Below are 21,165 nucleotides of genomic sequence, written 5' to 3' on the forward strand. Positions count from 1 at the left end.
CGGTGAGGGCGTGTGAAAACGGCACATCCCCCAGGTCTGCGGACGAATGGCTCCTAGCGGACCCCCGCGCCGGGGGCCGGGGAAGATGTGCCAGAGTTGCCACGTCCGGGCTGTGAGCACGTACCGTACGGCGGAACAGGCGTAACGGTGGGCACGGCGAGAAAGCCGCCGGACATCGGGAAGGGGCAGCCGGTTTTGAGCACGCACGCACCGCAGGCGGCGCACACAGCGCAGACGGCGACGCTGCCTGCGACGTTGGACGAGGCCGTGGAGGCGCTCGCCGCGATGCCCGCCGCCGTGCCCGTGGCCGGCGGCACCGACCTCATGGCCTCCGTCAACGCGGGCCTCCTGCGCCCCGCCGCGCTCGTCGGCCTCGGCCGCATCAGCGAGATCCGCGGCTGGCAGTACCAGGACGGTCACGCGCTGCTCGGCGCCGGTCTCACCCACGCACGCGTCGGGCGGCCCGACTTCGCCGCCCTGATCCCCGCGCTCGCCGCGGCCGCACGCGCCGCGGGGCCCCCGCAGATCCGCAACGCGGGCACCCTGGGCGGCAACATCGCCACGGCGGGGCCGACCGGGGACACCCTGCCCGTCCTGGCCGCCCTGGAAGCCGTCCTCGTCATCGCGGGGCCCGGCGGCGCGCGCCGCGAGGTCCCCGTCTCGCATCTGCTCGCGGGGATGGACATGCTCCGCCCCGGCGAACTCATCGGCTTCGTACGGCTGCCGCTCCTGCACGCCCCGCAGGTCTTCCTGAAGGCGACCGGACGCACGGGCCCCGGACGCGCCATCGCCTCCGTCGCGCTCGTCCTGGACCCGGCGCGGCGCGGTGTGCGCTGCGCGGTGGGCGCCGTCGCCCCGATGCCGCTGCGGCCCCTGGAGGCCGAGCAGTGGGTCGCCTCGCTGATCGACTGGGACGGCGAGCGGACGATCGTGCCGGAGGCGCTCACCGCCTTCGGTGAGTACGTCGCCGCCGCGTGCATCCCCGACCAGCCTCCGGCGGAGGACGGCTCGCCGCAGCCGCTGCCGCCCGCCGTACTGCACCTGCGGCGCACCGTCGCCGCGCTGGCCCGACGAGCACTGGGGAGGGCGCTGTCGTGAGTGACGACCGGACCGATGGAAACACCGCGAACGCCGCCGGCGGCTGGCAGCCGCATCCACAGGGCGAGTACGACTCGGACGCCACGGCCTTCGTGCAGCTTCCGGAAGGCGCCCTGGACTTCGACCACTCGCCGCTCGCGGCGCCCGGTCACGGCTACGTGCCGCCGCAGATAACGGTCAGCCCCACGACGGCCGACGCGACGGACCCGGCCGCCACGGGTGTCTGGGTCATGCCGCCCGAGGTGACGGGCGCGGGCACCGGTGTCCAGGACGTGCGGTGGCCCGACGCGGGCGGTGTGCCCGAGCCCGAGCCGCCGGTCCACGAGCAGGAGCACGCGTACGACCCCCGGGCCACCGGGCAGTGGAGCTTCCACGAGGCGGAGGGCCACGCGCCCGCCGCCCCGGCCCCCGCCGACGTCACGGGACAGTGGTCGATCCCCGTCGCCAACGGCGATCTTCCGGACGAATCGGGCGAGTTCACCGCGTCCTCGCTCGCTGCTCAGTGGGGCGGTACGCCGCCCGCGACGCTGCCGGGCGGCGCTGCGGCCCCGTGGGCGACCGGTGGGGCGGGCGCGGGTGCGCCGTGGTCGGAGCCCGCGCAGCAGCCGCACGCCGAACCGTACCCCCACGCCGAGCCGCATCCGCAGCAGCACGTCGCACCGCACCAGCATGTCGCGCCACACCATCACGAGCCGGTCGTGCCCCCGGAGGCGTTCGTCCCCGAGCCGCCGGTCGCTCCCGAGATGCATGTGGTGCCCGAGGAACGCGTGGCGCCCGAGGCGCCCGAGGTCCCCGCAGAGCCGGAGCCGCGACCCGAACCGGATCCGGAGCCCGAAGCCGAGACCGAGGCCGCCCCCGTCACCGCGGGCCCCGAAGCCGAAGTCGAGGCCGAAGCCGAAGCCCAGACCGAAGCGGACGCAGAAGCGGATGCCGAGGCCGAGGCCGAAGCCGAGGACCCCGAAGCGTCCGTCACCGACACCGCCCTCTCCGACGAACACCCCCTCTGCTCGTACGTCCTGCGCGTCAACGGCGCCGACCGCCCCGTCACCGACGCCTGGATCGGCGAGTCGCTCCTCTACGTCCTGCGCGAGCGCCTCGGCCTCGCGGGCGCCAAGGACGGCTGCTCGCAGGGCGAGTGCGGTGCCTGCAACGTCCAGGTGGACGGCCGTCTCGTCGCCTCCTGCCTGGTGCCCGCGGCCACCGCCGCCGGGAGCGAGGTCCGCACCGTCGAGGGCCTCGCCGCCGACGGCAGGCCCTCCGACGTGCAGCGGGCGCTCGCGGCCTGCGGTGCCGTCCAGTGCGGCTTCTGCGTACCGGGCATGGCGATGACCCTGCACGACCTCCTGGAGGGCAACCCCGCCCCGACCGACCTGGAGACGCGCCGCGCGCTGTGCGGCAACCTGTGCCGCTGCTCCGGCTACCGGGGCGTGCTCGACGCCGTGCAGGAGGTGGTCGCCGAGCGCGAGGCGTCGGCGGCGGCCGCCGAGCCGTCCGACCGGAGCGACGGTGAGGCACGCATCCCGCACCAGGCGGGACCCGGCGCCGGAGGGGTCAACCCGACGGCGCACGACGGAACGTACGAAGGACCTTACGGCCAGGGCGGAGGCCAGGCGTGAGCAACGAAGCCGCGGGGAACGGGAACACCGCGACCGCAGTGGAGCCGCAGCCCGGCCCGGAGCCGCTGCCGCACGGCATCGGCGCGTCCCTGCCGTCGGCGGAGTCCCGCGCCAAGACGGAGGGCACGTTCCCCTACGCGTCCGACCTGTGGGCGGAGGGACTGCTCTGGGCGGCCGTCCTGCGCTCGCCGCACGCGCACGCGCGCATCGTCTCGATCGACACGTCCCAGGCGCGCGAGATGCCGGGCGTGCGGTCCGTCGTCACGCACGAGGACGTGCCCGGCGAGGCACTGCACGGCCGCAAGACCGCGGACCGCCCGGTCTTCGCCTCCGACGTCGTACGCCACCACGGCGAGCCCATCGCGGCCGTGGCCGCCGACCACCCCGACACGGCCCGGATGGCCGCCGCGGCCATCTTCGTCGAGTACGAGGTCCTCGAACCGGTCACCGACCCGGAGAAGGCCTTCGCGGCCGAACCCCTGCACCCCGACGGCAACTTGATCCGGCACATCCCGCTGCGGCACGGCGACCCGGAGGCGGCGGGTGAACTCGTCGTCGAGGGCCTCTACCGCATCGGCCGCCAGGACCCGGCGCCGATCGGCGCGGAGGCGGGGCTCGCGGTGCCGCGTCCGGACGGGGGCGTGGAGCTCTACATCGCCTCCACCGACCCGCACACCGACCGCGACATGGCCGCGTCCTGCTACGGCATCGACCCCGGCATCGTGAAGGTCGTCGTGACCGGCGTGCCCGGCGCGACCGCCGACCGCGAGGACGCCAGCTTCCACCTGCCCCTCGGCCTGCTCGCCCTGACCACCGGCTGCCCGGTGAAGCTCACCGCGACCCGCGAGGAGTCCTTCCTCGGCCACGCCCACCGTCACCCGACGCTCCTTCGCTACCGCCATCACGCGGACGCCGAGGGCAAGTTGGTGAAGGTGGAGGCGCAGGTCCTGCTCGACGCGGGCGCGTACGCGGACACGTCGTCGGACGCGCTCGCCGCGGCCGTCTCCTTCGCCTGCGGTCCGTACGTGGTTCCGAACGCCTTCATCGAGGGCTGGGCGGTCCGCACGAACAACCCGCCGTCCGGACACGTCCGGGGCGAGGGCGCCATGCAGGTGTGCGCGGCGTACGAAGCCCAGATGGACAAGATCGCCAAGAAGCTGGGAATCGACCCGGCCGAGGTGCGGCTGCGCAACGCCATGGCGACGGGCGACATCCTGCCCACCGGCCAGACGGTGACCTGCCCGGCCCCGGTCGCCGAACTCCTCGCCGCCGTACGGGACTTCCCGCTGCCCGAGCTGCCCAAGGACACCCCCGAGGACGAGTGGCTGCTGCCCGGCGGCCCCGAGGGCGCGGGCGAACCCGCCGCGGTGCGCCGGGGCGTCGGCTACGGCCTCGGCATGGTCCAACTCCTGGGCGCGGAGGGCACGGACGAGGTCTCCACGGCCACCGTGAAGGTCCATGACGGCATCGCGACGGTGATCTGCGCGGCGGTCGAGACGGGGCAGGGCTTCACCACGCTCGCCCGCCAGATCGTCCAGGAGACGCTCGGCATCGACGAGGTCCGCGTGGCCCCCGTCGACACCGACCAGCCCCCCGCGGGCCCCAGCTGTCACGGCCGCCACACGTGGGTGTCGGGCGGCGCGGTGGAGCGCGCGGCGAAGATGGTCCGTACGCAGCTGCTGCAGCCCCTGGCCCACAAGTTCGGGATGTCCACGGAGCTGCTCCAGATCACCGACGGCAAGATCACCTCGTACGACGGGGTGCTGAGCACGACCGTCACCGAGGCGATGGACGGCAAGGAGCTCTGGGCGACGGCCCAGTGCCGCCCCCACCCCACCGAGCCCCTCGACGAGGCGGGCCAGGGCGACGCCTTCGTGGGCATGGCGTTCTGCGCGATCCGTGCGGTGGTGGACGTCGACATCGAGATCGGTTCGGTACGGGTCGTGGAGCTCGCTGTCGCCCAGGACGTGGGCCGCATCCTGAACCCGTCCCAGCTGAAGGTGCGCATCGAGGCGGGCGTCACGCAGGGCGTCGGCGCGGCGCTCACGGAGAACCTCCGCACACCGCGCGGCCTGGTCCGCCACCCGGATCTCACGGGTTACGCGCTACCCACCGCCCTGGACACCCCCGACATCCGCATCGTCAAGCTGGTCGAGGAGCGCGACGTGGTCGCCCCCTTCGGCGCGAAGGCGGCGAGCGCGGTGCCGGTGGTGACGACCCCGGCGGCGGTGGCTTCAGCGGTCCGGGCGGCCACCGGCCGTCCGGTCAACCGCCTCCCGATCCGCCCGCAGGCGGCGGTCTCTACGTGACGGCGCCGCTGACCGGTGTCGTCGTCATCACCGGGATCATGGCCGCGGGCAAGTCCACGGTGGCGCAGGCGCTCGCCGAACGGCTGCCGCGCGCGGCGCACGTGCGGGGTGACGTCTTCCGCCGGATGATCGTGTCGGGCGGCCAGGAGTACGAGCCCGGCGCGTCGGACGAGGCCCGGGCCCAACTCCGCCTGCGATACGGCCTGTCGGCGGCGACAGCGGACGCGTACGCGTCGGCGGGCTTCGTCGCGGTGGTCCAGGACGTCATCCTGGGCGAGGAGTTGAAGACGTACGTGGATCTGCTGCGTACACGTCCCGTGCACGTCGTCGTGCTCGCCCCGCGCCCGGACGCGGTCGCGTCCCGGGAGGCCGGTCGCGGCAAGACCGGATACGGCGCGTGGACCGTGCGGGACCTGGACTCGGGGATGCGGTCCACCACCCCGAGGATCGGGCTCTGGCTGGACAGCTCCGACCTGACGGTCGACGAGACGGTGGACGCGATCCTCGCGGGGCTCGACGAGGCGCGGGTCGACGAGGCGCGGGTCTAGAACCCGGGCCCCGGCCCGGCTCAGTCCCTGGAGGCTCCTACGCCTCGCGCGCCGTCCGTACGGCCTGCTGGATGCCACCCGCCGACCACGTCGACGTCGGTGCCAGGCTTCCGACCACCCGGTCCAGCCAGTCCGTGTCGGCGAGCCGCCGGCCCTCCTTGGCGGCGACGGTCTGCCCGAGCAGTTCTGCCAGGATGGCGACCTCCACGAGCCGGTACCAGCGGGCGTGGCGGTGGAAGTCCAGCCGCCGCTCCTCGTACGGGTGCCGCAGCGTCATGTCCAGGTGGCCGGTTCCGCGTCCTCGGAGGCCCGGCACGCCGGCGAGGAAACCCGTCAGCGTGAAGTCGCCGCCATGGGTCGGGTATCCGCGCCCGATGGTCACGCGGACGCCGAGCATGATCCTCGGCCAGGGGGTCAACTCCCCCTCCCCGGCGCCCGCGTGCCGGTAGAGGCCGTCCTCGCGGAACTCCACCCAGGTGCGCCCGGGCCGCACCGCGTCGCCCACACCCCACCGGCCGTCGACCCGCTCCAAGGGCCCCAGGGACGCGTGTATGCCAGTCACCGGCTCATTGGATCACGGGGGTGCTCCCCGTGGGGGCCGCACGACGAAGAGGCGGCCCCGGATGGGCCCGCCCCTTGATCGGTTGCCTGCTGGAGGCCGTGGCGGGAATCGAACCCGCGTTACTGGATTTGCAGTCCAGCCCCTGAGCCACTCGGGCACACGGCCGAGGTTGTTTCGTTCTCGACTCCTCGAACCTAAGGGCCCGCAGCCGGCCGCTCAAGGGAAACACCGGCCCCGCAACGGGACTGCCACACCGCGTTCATGAACCGTGGCAGGCATACGGCGTGAGGGCGTACGGCGTGAGGGCGTACGACCAAGGGACCAGAATCCTCCCGTCCCCGGACAGGTGTCACCACGTGTCACGCCCCTTACGCTGGCCGACATGAGCGCCCTGGAACCACGCGACGCCGAAGTCGCCGCAGCCCCTATAGTCCCGCCGTCCGAGCTCAAGGGCGGAGTGCTTCGCGCGCCCTACCGCGCGCTCAGCCTCGGCATCGTCTCCGTGGTTCTGCTCATCGCCTTCGAGGCGACCGCCGTCGGGACGGCGATGCCGGTGGCCGCCCGTGAGCTCGACGGTGTCTCGCTCTACGCCTTCGGCTTCTCCGCGTACTTCACCACCAGCCTCTTCGGCATGGTGCTCTCCGGGCAGTGGGCCGACCGGCGCGGACCGCTGGGACCGCTGGCCGGCGGGATCGCCGCGTTCGCCGCGGGACTGCTGCTCTCCGGGACCGCCCAGGCCATGTGGATGTTCATCCTCGGCCGTGCCGTGCAGGGGCTCGGCGGCGGGCTCGTCATCGTCGCGCTGTACGTGGTGGTCAGCCGCGCCTACCCGGAGCACCTGCGGCCCTCCATCCTCGCGGCGTTCGCCGCCAGCTGGGTCGTGCCGTCCGTGGTGGGGCCGCTGGTCTCCGGGACCGTCACCGAGCACCTGGGGTGGCGCTGGGTCTTCGTCGGCATCCCCGTGCTCGTCGTGGCGCCGCTGGCCCTCGCGCTGCCCGCCATCCGGCGCACCGCCTCCGGGCCCGTCGACCCCACCGCGCCCGTCGAGCCCTTCGACCGCCGTCGTGTGCGGCTCGCGCTCGGGATCTCGCTGGGGGCGGGGCTCCTCCAGTACGCCGGGCAGGACCTGCGGTGGCTTTCGCTGCTGCCCGCAGCGCTCGGAGCGGTAGTCCTCGTGCCCGCCGTCCTCGGCCTGCTGCCGCGCGGCACGTACCGCGCGGCTCGCGGCCTGCCCTCCGTCGTGCTGCTGCGGGGGATCGCGGCCGGGTCCTTCATCGCCGCGGAATCCTTTGTGCCGCTGATGCTGGTGACCCAGCGGGGGCTCTCGCCGACCATGGCCGGTCTTTCGCTCGCCGTGGGCGGCGCGACATGGGCGCTCGGGTCGTTCGTGCAGTCACGGCCGGGCATGGAACCGCACCGCACCCGGCTCATGGTCGTCGGAATGCTCCTGGTGGCCGCCGCCATCGTCACCGCGCCCACCGTCCTGATCGACGCCGTCCCGGTCTGGATCGTGGCGGTGGCCTGGGCCTTCGGCTGCCTCGGCATGGGCACGGTCATCGGGTCCACCAGCGTCCTGCTCCTTCGGCTCTCGCCGCCCGCGGACGCGGGCGCCAACTCCGCCGCTCTCCAGATCTCCGACGGCCTCTCCAACGCCCTGCTCCTGGCCGCGGGAGGCGCGTCCTTCGCCGCGCTCGGCGGCGGCATGGTGGGCGCGGGACACGGCGTGGGCGGGGCGAGCGGGTCGCACCCGGGGGCCTTCGTCGCCGTCTTCCTGCCGATGGCGGTGGTCGCCCTGGTGGGGGCGTGGGTGGGGACGCGGCTGAAGGAACGCGCCTGAACGCGCCTGAAGGAACGTGCCTCCTGAGGGGTGCGTGTGAGACGGGTCGCATCCGCCCCGGGCCCCGTGCCGCTCTCCGCGGGGCGTCAACCTTCACCGGTAGGGTGGCCCGGTTGTCGTACCTACCCCAGACGTCAAAACCCGGAGACCGTGACTACCACCGCCGCCAACTCCGCCTCCTCCCACCACCTCTCTCCCGCCTTTCCCGGCCGCGCCCCCTGGGGCACCGCCAACAAGCTGCGAGCCTGGCAGCAGGGCGCGATGGAGCGGTACCTCCAGGAGCAGCCGCGTGACTTCCTCGCCGTCGCGACACCCGGCGCAGGCAAGACGACGTTCGCGCTGACGCTCGCGTCCTGGTTGCTGCACCACCATGTCGTGCAGCAGGTGACGGTGGTCGCGCCGACCGAGCACCTGAAGAAGCAGTGGGCGGAGGCCGCGGCCCGGATAGGGATCAAGCTGGACCCTGAGTACAGCGCGGGTCCGCTCAGCAAGGAGTACCAGGGCGTCGCCATCACGTACGCGGGTGTCGGCGTGCGGCCCATGCTGCACCGCAACCGCGTGGAGCAGCGCAAGACCCTGGTGATCCTCGACGAGATCCACCACGCGGGAGACTCGAAGTCGTGGGGTGAGGCCTGCCTGGAGGCGTTCGAGCCCGCCACCCGGCGCCTCGCGCTCACCGGTACGCCCTTCCGGTCCGACACCAACCCGATCCCCTTCGTCACGTACGAGGAGGGGAACGACGGCATCCGGCGGTCGGCCGCCGACTACACGTACGGATACGGGAGCGCGCTGGGCGACGGCGTCGTCCGGCCCGTCATCTTCCTGTCCTACTCGGGCAACATGCGCTGGCGCACCAAGGCCGGTGACGAGATCGCCGCGCGGCTCGGCGAGCCGATGACCAAGGACGCGATCTCGCAGGCCTGGCGGACCGCGCTCGACGCGCGCGGCGAGTGGATGCCGAACGTGCTGAAGGCCGCCGACCAGCGGCTCACCGAGGTACGGAAGGCCATCCCGGACGCCGGTGGTCTCGTCATCGCGTCCGACCAGGACTCCGCCCGCTCCTACGCCAAGCTGATCCGCGAGCTCACCGGGGAGAAGGCCACCGTCGTCCTCTCCGACGACACGGGAGCCTCGAAGCGGATCGACGACTTCACCGCGAGCACCGACCGGTGGATGGTCGCCGTCCGCATGGTGTCCGAGGGCGTCGACGTGCCGCGGCTCGCGGTGGGCGTGTACGCCACCACGATCTCGACGCCGCTCTTCTTCGCCCAGGCAGTGGGCCGTTTCGTGCGTTCCCGGCGGCGCGGCGAGACCGCGTCGGTCTTCCTGCCCACTGTCCCCGACCTCCTCGGCCATGCCAACGAGATGGAGGTCGAGCGCGACCACGTGCTCGACAAGCCGAAGAAGGAGGGGGAGGAGGACCCCTACGCCGAGTCCGAGAAGGAGATGGACGAGGCGAACAAGCAGGAGGACGAGGACACCGGCGAGCAGGAGCAGTTCTCCTTCGAGGCGCTCGAATCCGACGCCGTCTTCGACCGCGTCCTCTTCGACGGGGCCGAGTTCGGCATGCAGGCCCACCCGGGGAGCGAGGAGGAGCAGGACTATCTGGGCATCCCCGGCCTCCTCGAACCCGACCAGGTGCAGATGCTGCTCCAGAAGCGGCAGGCCCGGCAGATCGCGCACAGCAAGAAGCGGCCCGATGAGGAAGCCGACCTGCTCGAACTGCCCGCCGAGCGGCGGCCGGTGGTCTCCCACAAGGAGATGCTGGAGCTGCGCAAGCAGCTCAACACGATGGTCGGCGCGTACGTCCATCAGAGCGGGAAGCCGCACGGCGTGATCCACACCGAGCTGCGGCGCACGTGCGGCGGCCCGCCGAGCGCGGAGGCCACCGCCGGGCAGCTGCGGCAGCGGATCGCGAAGGTCGGCGAGTGGGCCACCCGCATGAAGTGAGCGCGTCCATGGTGTGAGCGCGTCCGTGAAGTGAGCGCGTCCATGATGTGAGCGCGCCTTCTCCGGTGTGAGAGGGGGAGGGGTGTGTTCCGCGTGTGGGGGAGTCGTGCGCACCCCCGCTGACGTGCCCCGCGTAAGGGGCATTGCGCCCCTATCAGTCGGTCTCGTGCCCGGATTCTGGACGGAGTCTTCCGCTGAGCGGGACGGCCTCGCTAATGTCCCCGCAACGTACACGCCCCGTGGCAGCGCCGCCGCGGAGCGCAGCCGGAGTTCCGACCGGCGGCCTCTGACGCGCGTCGCCCACGGGACCGGCGACGCAACCGCTGCGTAAAGAGGCCGTCGACCCTCACCTAAGGAGTGGGCGTCGTGACCGCGGAGACTTCCCAGACGCTCGACCGAGGACTGCGTGTCCTCAAGCTGTTGGCCGACACCGACCATGGGCTCACCGTCACCGAGCTGTCGAACAAGCTCGGCGTGAACCGCACCGTGGTGTACCGCCTCCTCGCCACCCTTGAGCAGCACGCCCTGGTCCGTCGTGACCTGGGCGGCCGGGCCAGGGTCGGCCTGGGGGTGCTGCGCCTGGGCCGCCAGGTGCACCCGCTGGTGCGTGAGGCCGCGCTGCCCGCTCTTCGCTCGCTGGCCGAGGACATAGGCGCGACGGCGCACCTGACGCTGGTCGACGGCACCGAGGCCCTCGCCGTCGCCGTGGTCGAGCCGACCTGGACGGACTACCACGTGGCCTACCGGACCGGCTTTCGGCACCCCCTGGACCGGGGCGCCGCCGGCCGCGCGATCCTCGCCGCCCGGCAGGGCCTCGCCACCGACCCCGGCTACGCGCTGACGCACGGCGAGCTGGAGGCCGGCGCGAGCGGGGCCGCGGCTCCGCTGGTGGGGGTCACCGGCATAGAGGGGAGCGTGGGGGTCGTCATGCTGTCGGACTCCGTGCCGGAGCGGGTGGGGCCGCGGGTGGTGGACGCGGCGCGGGAGGTGGCCGACGCGTTGCGCTGAGGCCGCGTTGCGCTGAGGCCGCGCGGGCGGGCCGCTTGTCTTGGGCGCCGTCGATCACCGGCTTCGCCGAGTTCGTCCTCAAACGCCGGACGGGCTGGATACTGCCGCGCGGGCGGAAATCGCTTGTCCGTTAGATTGATCCCGTGTTCTCCCTCTCCAGCCTCACGCGCCCCAAGGCCCTCGCCGTCTGTGCCGTCCCCGTGGTCGCCCTGCTGGCCGTCGCGGGCCTCGCGCCGCTGCCGTTCGCAGTGGCCCAGCCGGGATCGACGGCGAACGTGCTCGGCAAGAGCGAGGGCAAGCCGGTCATCACGATCACCGGTACGCCCACCAGGGAGCCGAAGGGGCAGCTGCGGATGACGACGATCGTGGCCACGGGTCCCGACATGGACGCGAGCCTGAGCGACGTGGTGGACGGCTGGTTCCGCACCGACCGTGCCGTGATGCCCAAGGATTCGGTCTACCCCACCGGCGACAACGTCGAGGAAGTCGAGAAGCACAACCTCGGCGACATGAAGAAGTCGCAGGACACGGCCACGCAGGCAGCCCTCGCCTACCTCGAGGAGAACGGTGTGGACGGCACGGACAAGGTGAAGGTGAAGGTCGACCTCGGCAAGGTCGGGGGCCCCAGCGCGGGCCTCTTCCTCTCGCTCGGCATCATCGACCTGATCGACGGCAACGGCAGCGGTGGGGACCTCACGGGCGGCCGGAAGATCGCGGGCACCGGCACGATCTCCGAGGACGGGAAGGTCGGCCCGGTCGGCGGTGTGGCGCTGAAGACGCAGGCCGCCAAGCGTGACGGCGCGACGGTCTTCCTGGTCCCGAAGGACGAGTGCTCGGACGCTCAGGCGGAGCTGCCGAAGGGGTTGCGCCTTGTCCCGATCACGACACTGAAGGGCACGGTTGACGCGCTGCGTTCCCTGGACCGGGGCGGTAAGGTCCCGAGCTGCTGACCATGCGCAGGCCCAACTCGACGAGGGTCCAGCCGAGTTGGGTACGGAGCGGGGCTCGGCTTTCGCGTAAGGGCGCGGCTCGGTGAAGCTCGGCGGCGCGGGTGTGGTGCAGCAGGAGATGTACGTCGGGGTGCATGGCTGGCGGATCCCTTTCAGTCGGGTCGGCGCGTCGGGAACACATGGGTGTGGATGCGTACGTGTTCGGCCTGCGGATCGTCGTCCTTGGGCGGCGACTCGCGGTAGCTCGCGATCAGTTGATTGACCTTCTCGCCCAGCTCGGCGGCGAGCGCAGGGGTGAGTCGCAGGGTCCGGTCGCTGATGTCCGCGCTGGACTGCCACTCCTCGGGCCATTCGTGGATGGTCCCGACCCAGGTGGACAGTGCCTCGGCGTGCAGGGCCGCGACCTCGTGCAGGTACAGCGCGGCCGCCCCGCGCACCGCAGGATCGGCGTCGCGGGTGAGCGTGTTGCTGAACTCCGTGGATTGCTGAGCCGCCCGCCACCACCGCTCCCGGCCCTTGCCGTGCTCCGGGGCGTCCTCGACGAAGCCGTGAGCCGCGAGTTGGCGCAGGTGATAGCTGGTCGCGCCGCTCGACTCACCGAATCGCGCGGCGAGTTGGGAGGCGGTGGCCGGTCCGTCGATGCGCAACGAGCCGAGCAGCCGCATCCGCAGGGGGTGCGCGATGCCCCGCAGGGAGCGGGCGTCGAGCGTACGGACCTTCAAGGGCTCCGGCTGTTCCGTCATGGCCGTAAGCGTAGAGTTGCAAAGACTCCGTTGCAAGGGTTTCTCTGCAACGGAGTCTTTGCAACTGTCGGGGGCCGTCCGGCGAGAGCTACCCCTCCTTCACGAACCCCTCCTGCACCAGCCAGTCCAGCGCCACCTCATGCGGATCCTGACCCTGCACGTCCACCTTGGAGTTCAGCTCCTGGGCCACCGTGTTGTTCAGCTTCTTCGTGATGGGGTCCAGGACCTCCGCCATCTTCGGGTGCTTCTTGAGCGCCTTGCTGTTGATCTCCGGGGCGACGTTGTAGTTGGGGAAGAAGTGCTTGTCGTCCTCCGTCACCGACAGGTCCATCGCCTTGATGCGGCCGTCGGTGGTGAAGACCTCGCCGAACACGCACGACCCCTTGGAGACCTGGGTGTAGATGATCCCGGTGTCCATCTTGGTGATGTTGGAGGGGGGGATCTTCATCCCGTACTCCTTCTGCATGCCCGGCAGGCCGTCCTCGCGCGAGGAGAACTCGCTCTCCACGCAGAGCGTGACCGCGTCCGGGTCCTTCTTCGACAGAGTGGCCACGTCGGAGAGGGTCTTCGTCTTGTACTTGGCCGCGTTCTTCTGGTTGAAGGCCAGGGCGTACGTGTTGTTGAGCTCAGCGGGCGGCAGCCACGTCACGCCGTTCTTCTTGTCCGCGTCACGCACCGCCTCCCACTGCTTGTGCGGGTCGTCGATGGGCTCGGAGTTGCCGAGGTAGGTGATCCAGGCGGTGCCCGTGTACTCGTACATGGCGTCCGCGTCGCCGCTCTTGACGGCCTCGCGGGCGCCGATCGAGCCCTGGATGCCCGTCCGGTCGAGGACGTCCGCGCCGGCCGCCTCGAAGGCGATGCCCATGATCGCGCCCAGGACCAGCTGCTCGGTGAACTCCTTCGACGTGACGGTGAGATCGACGCCCTTCAGGGGGAGCCCCTTGCCGATCGTGCCCGGCTTCACGTCGTCCACCATCGGGCTGCCGCTGGTGAGACCGCAGCTCACGAGCAGCGCCCCGCCCATCACGCCGACCGCCGCCGTACGCAACGTGACCCTCATGACCCGGCCTCCAACCCTCGCGGACGCAGGACCAGTTCGGCCAGCGAGGCCAGCCAGTCCACCAGGAGCGCGAGCGCGATCGTCAGGATCGAGCCGAGCATGAGCACCGGCATCCGCTGGTTGGTGATGCCGGTGGTGATGAGGTCACCGAGCCCGCCGCCACCGCCGAAGGTGGCGAGCGTCGCCGTGCCGACGTTCAGGACGAGCGCGGTGCGCACACCCGCCAGGATCAGCGGAACGGCCAGCGGGAGTTCGACCCTGCCGAGGACTCCCCACGCCGACATGCCGATGCCGCGCGCGGCCTCCAGGAGGGTCGGGTCGTTGGCGTTCAGGCCCGCGATCGTGTTGGAGAGGACCGGCAGGACGGCGTAGATGATGATGCCGATCAGGGCCGCCTTCTCGCCGATGCCGATCCAGATCACCAGGAGGGCGAGCAGGCCGATCGCCGGTGTCGCCTGGCCGATGTTGGCCAGGGCCATCGCGCCGGGCGCCGCCTTGCGGAGTTTCTTGCGGGTCAGCAGGATGCCGGCCGGGATCGCGATGATCAGCACGAAGAAGGTGGAGATCACCGTCAGCTGGATGTGCTGGCGAAGCCGGAGCCAGACGTTGCCGTCCGCCAGGGCGTTCCGCGAGATCGAGTCCAGCTCTGCCTGCTCGAACCACCACCAGGTGAGCGCAAGGACGACGACGAGGAACGCGGGCAGGACGGTCAGCTTCTGCCAGCCGATCCGCCGCCGGTGGCCCGTGGCCGCGCCCGAAGGTGGCGGCTCCTGCTCGGCCTCGCCCGTGTCGCGGTAGAGATGGCCCTTGACCTCGTGCTCGCCGTCGGGCCGCGGGCCGGGGCCGCCGCCGGGGGTCGGTGTGCGGTCGGGGATCCGGGGGTTGCTCCCGGGGGTGCCTGTCACGCCTTCGCCTCCCCTCCGGGGCCTTCCTGCTCGTGGTGGGTCAACTCGGCCCGCTGCTCCTGCAGTTCGTGCTGGTGCTCCACCGCGTCGAGCCGGTCGGCCTCCAGCATTTCGTGGACGGAGTTCATCAGCGTCTCCATGTCCACCACGCCGGTGTACTCACCGCGCCGCCCGGTGACCGCGACCCGCCCCGCGTTGTCCGTGAGGACCGCTTCGAGCGCGTCGCGCAGGGTGGCGTCACGGGTGACCGTGTCGTGGACGAGCGTGCCCGCGCGGGCCAGCGAGCCCTTGGCGCGCATCAGGTCACCGCGTCGCAGCCACTTGTAGGGGCGGCGCCGTCTGTCGAGGAGCAGCAGCTCGTTCGTGCCGCTGGCCCGCAGCTTGTCGAAGATGTCCTGCAGCGGGTCGTCGACGGTCACCGTCGCGAAGTCGGCGATCTCCACGTCGCGTACGCGGGTGAGGTTGAGCCGCTTCAGGGCCGCGCCCGCCCCCACGAATCCGGAGACGAAGTCGTCGGCGGGGTTGGTGAGGATGGCTTCCGGGGTGTCGAACTGCGCGATGTGCGAGCGCTCCCGGAGGACCGCGATGCGGTCGCCGAGCTTGATGGCCTCGTCGAAGTCGTGCGTGACGAAGACGATCGTCTTGTGCAGCTCGTGCTGGAGCCTGATCAGTTCGTCCTGGAGATGGTCGCGGGTGATCGGGTCGACGGCGCCGAACGGCTCGTCCATCAGGAGTACGGGCGGGTCCGCCGCCAACGCCCTTGCCACGCCGACGCGTTGCTGCTGACCGCCGGAGAGCTGGCGCGGGTAGCGGCCGTGGAACTCGGCCGGGTCGAGCCCGACGAGATCCAGCATCTCCTCGACCCGGTTCTTGATCTTCGCCTTCCCCCAGCCGATCATCTTCGGCACGATGGCGATGTTCTGCGCGACCGTCATGTGCGGGAAGAGCCCGGAGGACTGGATCGCGTAGCCGATCTTCCGGCGCAGCTTCACCGGGTCCATGTCGGTGACGTCCTCGCCGCCGATGCGGATACGGCCGCTGGTCGGCTCGATGAGCCGGTTGATCATCTTGAGGGTGGTCGACTTCCCGCAGCCCGAGGGGCCGACGAGGATGACGATCTCGCCCGCCTTGATCTCCATGCTGACGCTGTCCACCGCCGGGTCGCCGCTGCCCGCGTACCGCTTGGTGAGGTGTTCGAGCTCGATCGTCGCGCCCGTGGTGGCGTTCGGGGCTGCCGCGCCCTCGGCCGTCGTCGCCCCGTCGGTGGTAGTGGCGGTGGTCCCGGACATGGACTCGGACACGGGCTCAGACACGGATCCCCCTCGAAATGGTCAGGCGGCCGATCAGGACGTACACGGCGTCGAAGAGCAGGGCCAGGACGATGATCCCGAGCGTGCCCGCGAGCACCTGGTTGAGCGCGTTCTTGCTGCCGAGCGAGCCGATGCCGCGGAAGATCTCGTTGCCGAGGCCGGGGCCTGACGCGTACGCGGCGATGGCCGCGATGCCCATCAGCATCTGCGTGGAGACGCGGATACCGGTCAGGATCGGCGGCCAGGCGAGCGGCAGCTCCACCCTGACGAGGCGTGCGGCACGCGACATCCCGATGCCCTTCGCCGCGTCGACGAGTGAGGGGTCGACGCCGCGCAGGCCGACGATGGCGTTGCGCACGATGGGGAGCAGGCCGTAGAGGGTCAGGGCGATGACCGTCGGGGCGACGCCGAGGCCGACGACGGGGATCAGCAGACCGATCATGGCGAGCGAGGGGACGGTCAGGATCGTGGAGGTCGCGGTGGTGGCCAGATTGCCCGCCCATTCGCTGCGGTACGTGATGACGCCGATCAGTACGCCGATGACGGTCGCCACGACCATGCACTGGAAGACCGCGCTGGCGTGCTGGTAGGCGTCCGTCAGCAACTGCTGGTGGCGGTTGCCGAGGTAGTCCCAGAAGTTCACTGAACTGCTCACCTGCCCGTCTCGCCGGCCGCCCGCGTCAGGTGTCCTCCGACGCCTGTTCGACCAGCGGGATGATCCGCAGCGGAACAGGATTCTCCATGACGATCGCCGTGGAGGCCCGGACGATGCCATCAAAACCCACCACGCGGTCGATCACACGTTGGAGATCCGCGTTCGACCGGGCCACCAGACGGCAGAGCATGTCGCCGTGACCGGTGATGGTGTGCAGTTCGAGCACCTCGGCGACGGTCGCCAAATGCGCCCGTACGTCGGCGCCCTGGCCCTGTTTGATCTCCAGCGTCGCGAACGCGGTGACGGGGTAGCCGAGGGCCGCGGGGTCGACCTCAGGACCGAATCCGCGGATGACTCCGTTCGACTGAAGGCGGTCCATCCGGGCCTGCACGGTCCCGCGCGCGACGCCGAGCCTGCGGGACGCCTCCAGGACGCCGATACGGGGCTCGCGGGCGAGCAGCACGATGAGCCTGCCGTCCAGATGATCGATCGTCATGGTGTGCTCAGCTCCGCTTCAGGGGTGGTCATCATGTACAGATAGCCCGCTCATCCTGGCCTGCTGCCATACAAATTGCCCACTGAATACGCAAACTATTGCGCACCTTGCGATACGGCGGGAGCCTGCCGACATGGCAGCTACCGCGAACACCCAGCCCACGTCGGCCATCTCTGGCACCCCCCACACCGCGCGCGAGGCCGATCCCTTCCCGGTCAAGGGAATGGACGCGGTCGTCTTCGCCGTGGGCAACGCCAAGCAGGCCGCCCACTACTACTCCACGGCGTTCGGCATGAAACTCGTGGCGTACGCGGGGCCGGAGACCGGCAGCCGCGAGACCGCCTCCTACGTCCTCACCAACGGCGGCGCCCGCTTCGTGCTCACCTCCGTCATCAAGGCCTCCACGGACTGGGGCAACTTCATCGAGGGCCATGTCGCCGAGCACGGTGACGGCGTCGTCGACCTCGCCATCGAGGTGCCGGACGCGCGCGCCGCGTACGCGTACGCCGTCGAGCACGGGGCCCGCGGCCTCACCGAGCCGTACGAGGTCAAGGACGAGAACGGCACGGTCGTCCTCGCCGCCATCGCGACGTACGGCAAGACCCGCCACACCCTCGTCGACCGCAGCGGTTACGACGGCCCCTACCTGCCCGGCTTCAAGGCCGCGTCGCCGATCGTCGAGCCGCCCGCCAAGCGCACCTTCCAGGCGATCGACCACTGCGTCGGCAACGTCGAGCTCGGCAAGATGAACGAGTGGGTCGCCTTCTACAACAAGGTCATGGGCTTCACGAACATGAAGGAGTTCGTGGGCGACGACATCGCCACCGAGTACAGCGCGCTGATGTCGAAGGTGGTCGCGGACGGCACCCTCAAGGTGAAGTTCCCCATCAACGAGCCCGCCATCGCCAAGAAGAAGTCCCAGATCGACGAGTACCTCGAGTTCTACGGCGGCGCGGGCGTCCAGCACATCGCGCTCGCCACGAACGACATCGTCGCCACCGTCCGCTCCATGCGCGCGAACGGTGTCCAGTTCCTCGACACCCCGGACTCGTACTACGACACCCTCGGCGAGTGGGCGGGCGAGACCCGCGTCCCCGTCGAGACCCTGCGCGAGCTGAAGATCCTGGTCGACCGTGACGAGGACGGCTACCTGCTCCAGATCTTCACCAAGCCGGTCCAGGACCGGCCGACGGTCTTCTTCGAGATGATCGAGCGGCACGGCTCGATGGGCTTCGGCAAGGGCAACTTCAAGGCGCTGTTCGAGGCGATCGAGCGGGAGCAGGAGAAGCGCGGCAATCTGTAGAGGTTGGTGATCCCCAGGGGCTGCCGGGAGGGTTCCGCATTAGGGTGCGGGCATGGCCAGGATCAATGACGTCGGCGGGATGACGGGCTTCGGGCCCGTCGACACCACCGACGACACGGAGCCCTTCCACGCGGACTGGGAGGCGCGGGTGTTCGCGCTCAACAGCGCGCTGGTGCGTGAAGGCGTCTACAACCTGGACGAGTTCAGGGACGCCGTGGAGACGATGCCGCCGGGCGAGTACCTGGCGGCGTCGTACTACGAGCGGTGGTTCCACGCGATCCGGGTGCTGTTGGTGCGCAAGGGCGTGCTGACGGCCGATGACGTGAGTCGGCTGGGTGAGCGTGATGGGTGACCGTTTCGTCGCGGGCGCCCGCGTCCGCACCGTCCACCACGACCCGCCCCACCACACCCGCCTGCCGCGTTACGCCCGCGGCAAGTCGGGCGTGGTGATCGAGCCCGAGGGGCGCCACCCGCTGGCGGACGTCAGCTCGCAGGGGCGGGGGGACGCCCCGGTGGAGCAGGTGTACGCGGTGCGGTTCGCCGCGCGGGAGCTGTGGGGCGAGGGCGAGCACGGGGTGGTGCTCGACCTGTGGGAGAGCTACCTGGAACCGGAACCCTCGGAGGGCGGCTGATGTCCGGCACACACGATGACGCACTGATCTCCCGTCAGGTCCGGGGCCTCGAAGCCCTGTTGGAGGAGCGGGGGATCGTGGCGGGGGCGGTCCTCGACGAAGCCCTGGACGCGTTCCTCGCGGGGTCGTCCCCGCTGAACGGGGCGCGGGTGGTGGCGCGGGCGTGGACGGACCCCGTGTTCAAGGAGCGGCTGCTCGCGGACGGTACGACGGCGGTGGCCGAGCTCGGTTACGCGGCTGGCGGGGTCCAGCCGCAGCGGCTGCGGGTGGTGGAGAACACCGCGCACCTGCACAACGTCGTCGTCTGCACGCTGTGCTCCTGCTATCCGGTGCGGCTGCTCGGCCCGTCCCCCAGCTGGTACAAGAGCGAGGCGTACCGGTCCCGGGTGGTGCGCGAGCCACGGGCGGTCCTCGCGGAGTTCGGCCTCACCCTGCCTCCCGACACGGAGGTCACGGTCTGGGACTCCAGCGCGGAGACCCGCTACATGGTCCTGCCCCGCCGGCCCCTTTCCGCGGCCTCCCTCCCCGAGGCGGACCTCGTCGGGCTCGTCACCCGCAACGCCCTGATCGGCACGGCCCAGCTCTGACCCCCGGTTCAGCCCTGGGCCGACGGCTTCGTGGAGCGTGGCTTCGGCGACGGGGAAGGCAGGGGCGCCGGGCGTTCGCCCCGAGGGGCGTACATCTGGGCCGGGCCACCCGAGGGGGGATCGCCCAGGGAGTTCAGGGCGGCCCGCGCCGCAGGGGCGAGCAGCGGCGAGAAATGGGGGTTCAGACGCATCGCCTCGCCGATGTGACGGCGAGCCGCACCGTACTTGCCCAGGTCCCGCTCGATCTGCCCCCGGTGGTAGGCGTACACCGCGACCGGCGGACCCTTCTCCGTCGCCCGCGTCGCGTACTTCAGCGCCTCCTTGTCCTCACCGGCCCGATGCAGCGCCCAGCCAAGCGCGTCCGCCACCTGCGGACTCCCGTGCCGCTTGAACTCCGCACGGAGGCGGCCCACCGCCGCGTCCGCGTCCCCGTGGTCCGCCTCGAAGAGACCGAGGATCCGTTCGTCGTTGACGCCGTTGACCCCCTCCTGCTTCACCCGGGCCCGCAGCACGTCGTACTGCGCCCGGGCGGCCGGGGCGAGCCGCAGCGACTCGTACAGCTCGCCCAGCTCCAGGGCGTACTCCGGAGCGGGCTGCTTGACCAGCGCGCTCTGGTAGGAGCGCAGGGCCTCCGCCGTACGGCCCAGGGCGGCGAGCGCGCGGCCCTTGCCGGCGAGGGAAGGGTGATGGTCCGGATCCGCGACCAGCGCCGCCTCGTAGTAGCGCAGGGCCTCCGCCGGATCGCCCCGCTCCCACGCGAGCTCGCCCACCCGGTACAGGCACACCGCCTTCTCCGCGGGCCCCTCCGCGAGCGCCGCCGCGTCCGTCAGCTTCGCCGCCGCGTCCTCACGCCAGCCGCGGTCCCGGTAGACCTGCCCGGACCGCGCCATCACGGACGGGATGTCGGCGTTCAGCTCCTGGAGCGTCTCCAGGGCCTTGCCCACCCCCTTCGCGTCACCCAGTCCGCTGTACGCGTCGATCAGGGCCGGGTACGCCGACCACCGCTTCGGTACGAGCCTGACCGCGCCCTCGGCCCACTTCTTCGCCCCACGGAAGTCGTGCCGCGCGTTCGCGAGCGCCGCCATGCCGGTCAGCGCCTCGGCATTCCCCTCCGGGCGCGTCTTGAGGGACGTACGCAGCGCCTGCTCCGCCTTGGGGTAGTACGCGGAGTCCGCGGTCCGAAGGCCCCGCTCGACGTAGGCGGCCCCGAGCACCGCCCACGACTCGTCGTCCCCCGGATGCTTGCGCAGATGCGCCTCCCGCTCCCCGATCAGCACGGTCAGGTCGGGCAGCGCCGCCGGAGCCCCGGCCCCCGCGGCGGCCATCGCCCGCCCGGCCGGCCCCGGAGCGGGCGGCGCCGCCTTCCCGCCCGAGTCGGGCAGCAGCACCACCACACCGCCGAGCACCACACACCCGGCGACGGAGGCGACGAGGACCCGCCGCATGGCGGGGGAGCGGCGCCCGCCCCGTGGCGTCTCGCTCCAGAGGCGGGGCGCGGCCGTCGGCCGCGCCTGCCCGGCCTTCTCCGTCACGGACTCGGACCCGGTCTCGATCTCCATGGCGCTCACTGTGCGTCAATACGAAGAGCACATCACG

The 21,165-nt window shown here is 71.4% G+C and carries 20 protein-coding genes and 1 tRNA gene; 12 read left to right on the forward strand and 9 right to left on the reverse strand.

The window, feature by feature from the left end:
• The first annotated feature begins 195 nt into the window (after window positions 1-195).
• The 4 genes from ACWGIH_RS02630 to ACWGIH_RS02645 are packed head-to-tail and all read left to right on the forward strand — an operon-like array spanning window position 196 to window position 5,571.
• Window positions 196-1,098, forward strand: a complete 903-nt coding sequence (locus ACWGIH_RS02630; protein WP_453448792.1) for an FAD binding domain-containing protein — start codon at window positions 196-198, stop codon at window positions 1,096-1,098.
• Window positions 1,095-2,714: a 2Fe-2S iron-sulfur cluster-binding protein gene (locus ACWGIH_RS02635; RefSeq protein ID WP_453448791.1), complete on the forward strand. Its 1,620-nt coding sequence runs from the start codon at window positions 1,095-1,097 to the stop codon at window positions 2,712-2,714. The genes ACWGIH_RS02630 and ACWGIH_RS02635 overlap by 4 nt, the downstream gene beginning before the upstream one ends.
• A complete protein-coding gene (locus ACWGIH_RS02640) occupies window positions 2,711-5,023 on the forward strand; it encodes a xanthine dehydrogenase family protein molybdopterin-binding subunit (RefSeq protein ID WP_453448790.1) in 2,313 nt (770 codons plus the stop codon). Before ACWGIH_RS02635 ends, ACWGIH_RS02640 begins: the two co-directional genes overlap by 4 nt.
• 8 nt (window positions 5,024-5,031) lie before the next feature.
• A complete protein-coding gene (locus ACWGIH_RS02645; protein ID WP_453448808.1) occupies window positions 5,032-5,571 on the forward strand; it encodes an AAA family ATPase in 540 nt (179 codons plus the stop codon).
• A gap of 37 nt (window positions 5,572-5,608) precedes the next feature.
• Here the strand turns inward: ACWGIH_RS02645 and ACWGIH_RS02650 are convergent, their stop codons facing one another.
• Together ACWGIH_RS02650 and ACWGIH_RS02655 are read right to left on the reverse strand one after the other, a co-directional pair.
• Window positions 5,609-6,133 carry a hypothetical protein gene (locus ACWGIH_RS02650; protein ID WP_453448789.1) on the reverse strand — a complete coding sequence of 175 codons (525 nt, stop codon included), beginning with the start codon at window positions 6,131-6,133 and terminating at the stop codon, window positions 5,609-5,611.
• 90 nt (window positions 6,134-6,223) lie between these two features.
• A tRNA-Cys gene (locus ACWGIH_RS02655) sits at window positions 6,224-6,298 on the reverse strand.
• A gap of 217 nt (window positions 6,299-6,515) precedes the next feature.
• On the opposite strand from ACWGIH_RS02655, the gene ACWGIH_RS02660 reads away from it, so the two are divergent.
• The 4 genes from ACWGIH_RS02660 to ACWGIH_RS02675 all read left to right on the forward strand — a co-directional run bounded on the left by ACWGIH_RS02660 (window position 6,516) and on the right by ACWGIH_RS02675 (window position 11,878).
• Window positions 6,516-7,970 (forward strand): MFS transporter, encoded by a 1,455-nt coding sequence (locus tag ACWGIH_RS02660; protein WP_453448788.1) that lies wholly within the window; start codon window positions 6,516-6,518, stop codon window positions 7,968-7,970.
• 150 nt (window positions 7,971-8,120) lie between these two features.
• Entirely contained in the window at window positions 8,121-9,920 is a 1,800-nt protein-coding gene (locus ACWGIH_RS02665; RefSeq protein WP_363211464.1) for a DEAD/DEAH box helicase, read from the forward strand.
• A gap of 366 nt (window positions 9,921-10,286) precedes the next feature.
• Window positions 10,287-10,928 (forward strand): IclR family transcriptional regulator, encoded by a 642-nt coding sequence (locus ACWGIH_RS02670; protein WP_190080202.1) that lies wholly within the window; start codon window positions 10,287-10,289, stop codon window positions 10,926-10,928.
• 143 nt (window positions 10,929-11,071) lie between these two features.
• Window positions 11,072-11,878, forward strand: coding sequence for a S16 family serine protease (locus tag ACWGIH_RS02675; protein ID WP_453448787.1), 807 nt, complete (start codon window positions 11,072-11,074; stop codon window positions 11,876-11,878).
• 152 nt (window positions 11,879-12,030) lie between these two features.
• Here ACWGIH_RS02675 and ACWGIH_RS02680 read toward each other — a convergent pair whose 3' ends face one another.
• The 6 genes from ACWGIH_RS02680 to ACWGIH_RS02705 form a co-directional block, all read right to left on the reverse strand.
• Complete coding sequence (locus ACWGIH_RS02680) at window positions 12,031-12,621, reverse strand: helix-turn-helix domain-containing protein (RefSeq protein WP_453448786.1); 591 nt, start codon at window positions 12,619-12,621, stop codon at window positions 12,031-12,033.
• 88 nt (window positions 12,622-12,709) lie between these two features.
• A complete protein-coding gene (locus ACWGIH_RS02685; RefSeq protein WP_453448785.1) occupies window positions 12,710-13,681 on the reverse strand; it encodes a glycine betaine ABC transporter substrate-binding protein in 972 nt (323 codons plus the stop codon).
• A complete protein-coding gene (locus ACWGIH_RS02690; protein ID WP_453448807.1) occupies window positions 13,678-14,556 on the reverse strand; it encodes an ABC transporter permease in 879 nt (292 codons plus the stop codon). Before ACWGIH_RS02690 ends, ACWGIH_RS02685 begins: the two co-directional genes overlap by 4 nt.
• Before the next feature lie 26 nt (window positions 14,557-14,582).
• Complete coding sequence (locus ACWGIH_RS02695; RefSeq protein WP_453448806.1) at window positions 14,583-15,875, reverse strand: betaine/proline/choline family ABC transporter ATP-binding protein; 1,293 nt, start codon at window positions 15,873-15,875, stop codon at window positions 14,583-14,585.
• 16 nt (window positions 15,876-15,891) lie between these two features.
• Complete coding sequence (locus tag ACWGIH_RS02700) at window positions 15,892-16,539, reverse strand: ABC transporter permease (protein WP_453448805.1); 648 nt, start codon at window positions 16,537-16,539, stop codon at window positions 15,892-15,894.
• A 37-nt stretch (window positions 16,540-16,576) separates the two neighbouring features.
• Window positions 16,577-17,047: an Lrp/AsnC family transcriptional regulator gene (locus ACWGIH_RS02705; RefSeq protein WP_160505290.1), complete on the reverse strand. Its 471-nt coding sequence runs from the start codon at window positions 17,045-17,047 to the stop codon at window positions 16,577-16,579.
• 133 nt (window positions 17,048-17,180) lie between these two features.
• On the opposite strand from ACWGIH_RS02705, the gene hppD reads away from it, so the two are divergent.
• The 4 genes from hppD to ACWGIH_RS02725 are packed head-to-tail and all read left to right on the forward strand — an operon-like array spanning window position 17,181 to window position 19,569.
• On the forward strand, window positions 17,181-18,350 hold the full coding sequence (gene hppD, locus ACWGIH_RS02710; RefSeq protein WP_453448784.1) for a 4-hydroxyphenylpyruvate dioxygenase: 1,170 nt from the start codon (window positions 17,181-17,183) through the stop codon (window positions 18,348-18,350).
• Between the two features lie 52 nt (window positions 18,351-18,402).
• Window positions 18,403-18,702: a hypothetical protein gene (locus tag ACWGIH_RS02715; RefSeq protein ID WP_453448783.1), complete on the forward strand. Its 300-nt coding sequence runs from the start codon at window positions 18,403-18,405 to the stop codon at window positions 18,700-18,702.
• Window positions 18,695-18,982 (forward strand): SH3-like domain-containing protein, encoded by a 288-nt coding sequence (locus ACWGIH_RS02720; protein WP_453448782.1) that lies wholly within the window; start codon window positions 18,695-18,697, stop codon window positions 18,980-18,982. The genes ACWGIH_RS02715 and ACWGIH_RS02720 overlap by 8 nt, the downstream gene beginning before the upstream one ends.
• Complete coding sequence (locus tag ACWGIH_RS02725; protein WP_453448781.1) at window positions 18,982-19,569, forward strand: nitrile hydratase subunit alpha; 588 nt, start codon at window positions 18,982-18,984, stop codon at window positions 19,567-19,569. The genes ACWGIH_RS02720 and ACWGIH_RS02725 overlap by 1 nt, the downstream gene beginning before the upstream one ends.
• Before the next feature lie 8 nt (window positions 19,570-19,577).
• Here the strand turns inward: ACWGIH_RS02725 and ACWGIH_RS02730 are convergent, their stop codons facing one another.
• Entirely contained in the window at window positions 19,578-21,128 is a 1,551-nt protein-coding gene (locus ACWGIH_RS02730; protein WP_453448780.1) for a tetratricopeptide repeat protein, read from the reverse strand.
• Window positions 21,129-21,165: the final 37 nt, after the last annotated feature.

It is taken from the genome of Streptomyces sp. NPDC054872 (genome assembly GCF_053610705.1).

Bases quoted from the DNA above. Each gene is read 5' to 3' on its own strand.
- ACWGIH_RS02660 (WP_453448788.1), top strand. From the start codon at position 6,516: ATGAGCGCCCTGGAACCACGCGACGCCGAAGTCGCCGCAGCCCCTATA.
- ACWGIH_RS02680 (WP_453448786.1), bottom strand. From the start codon at position 12,621: ATGACGGAACAGCCGGAGCCCTTGAAGGTCCGTACGCTCGACGCCCGC.
- ACWGIH_RS02685 (WP_453448785.1), bottom strand. From the start codon at position 13,681: ATGAGGGTCACGTTGCGTACGGCGGCGGTCGGCGTGATGGGCGGGGCG.
- ACWGIH_RS02695 (WP_453448806.1), bottom strand. From the start codon at position 15,875: ATGTCCGGGACCACCGCCACTACCACCGACGGGGCGACGACGGCCGAG.
- ACWGIH_RS02705 (WP_160505290.1), bottom strand. From the start codon at position 17,047: ATGACGATCGATCATCTGGACGGCAGGCTCATCGTGCTGCTCGCCCGC.
- hppD (WP_453448784.1), top strand. From the start codon at position 17,181: ATGGCAGCTACCGCGAACACCCAGCCCACGTCGGCCATCTCTGGCACC.
- ACWGIH_RS02715 (WP_453448783.1), top strand. From the start codon at position 18,403: ATGGCCAGGATCAATGACGTCGGCGGGATGACGGGCTTCGGGCCCGTC.
- ACWGIH_RS02720 (WP_453448782.1), top strand. From the start codon at position 18,695: ATGGGTGACCGTTTCGTCGCGGGCGCCCGCGTCCGCACCGTCCACCAC.
- ACWGIH_RS02725 (WP_453448781.1), top strand. From the start codon at position 18,982: ATGTCCGGCACACACGATGACGCACTGATCTCCCGTCAGGTCCGGGGC.
- ACWGIH_RS02730 (WP_453448780.1), bottom strand. From the start codon at position 21,128: ATGGAGATCGAGACCGGGTCCGAGTCCGTGACGGAGAAGGCCGGGCAG.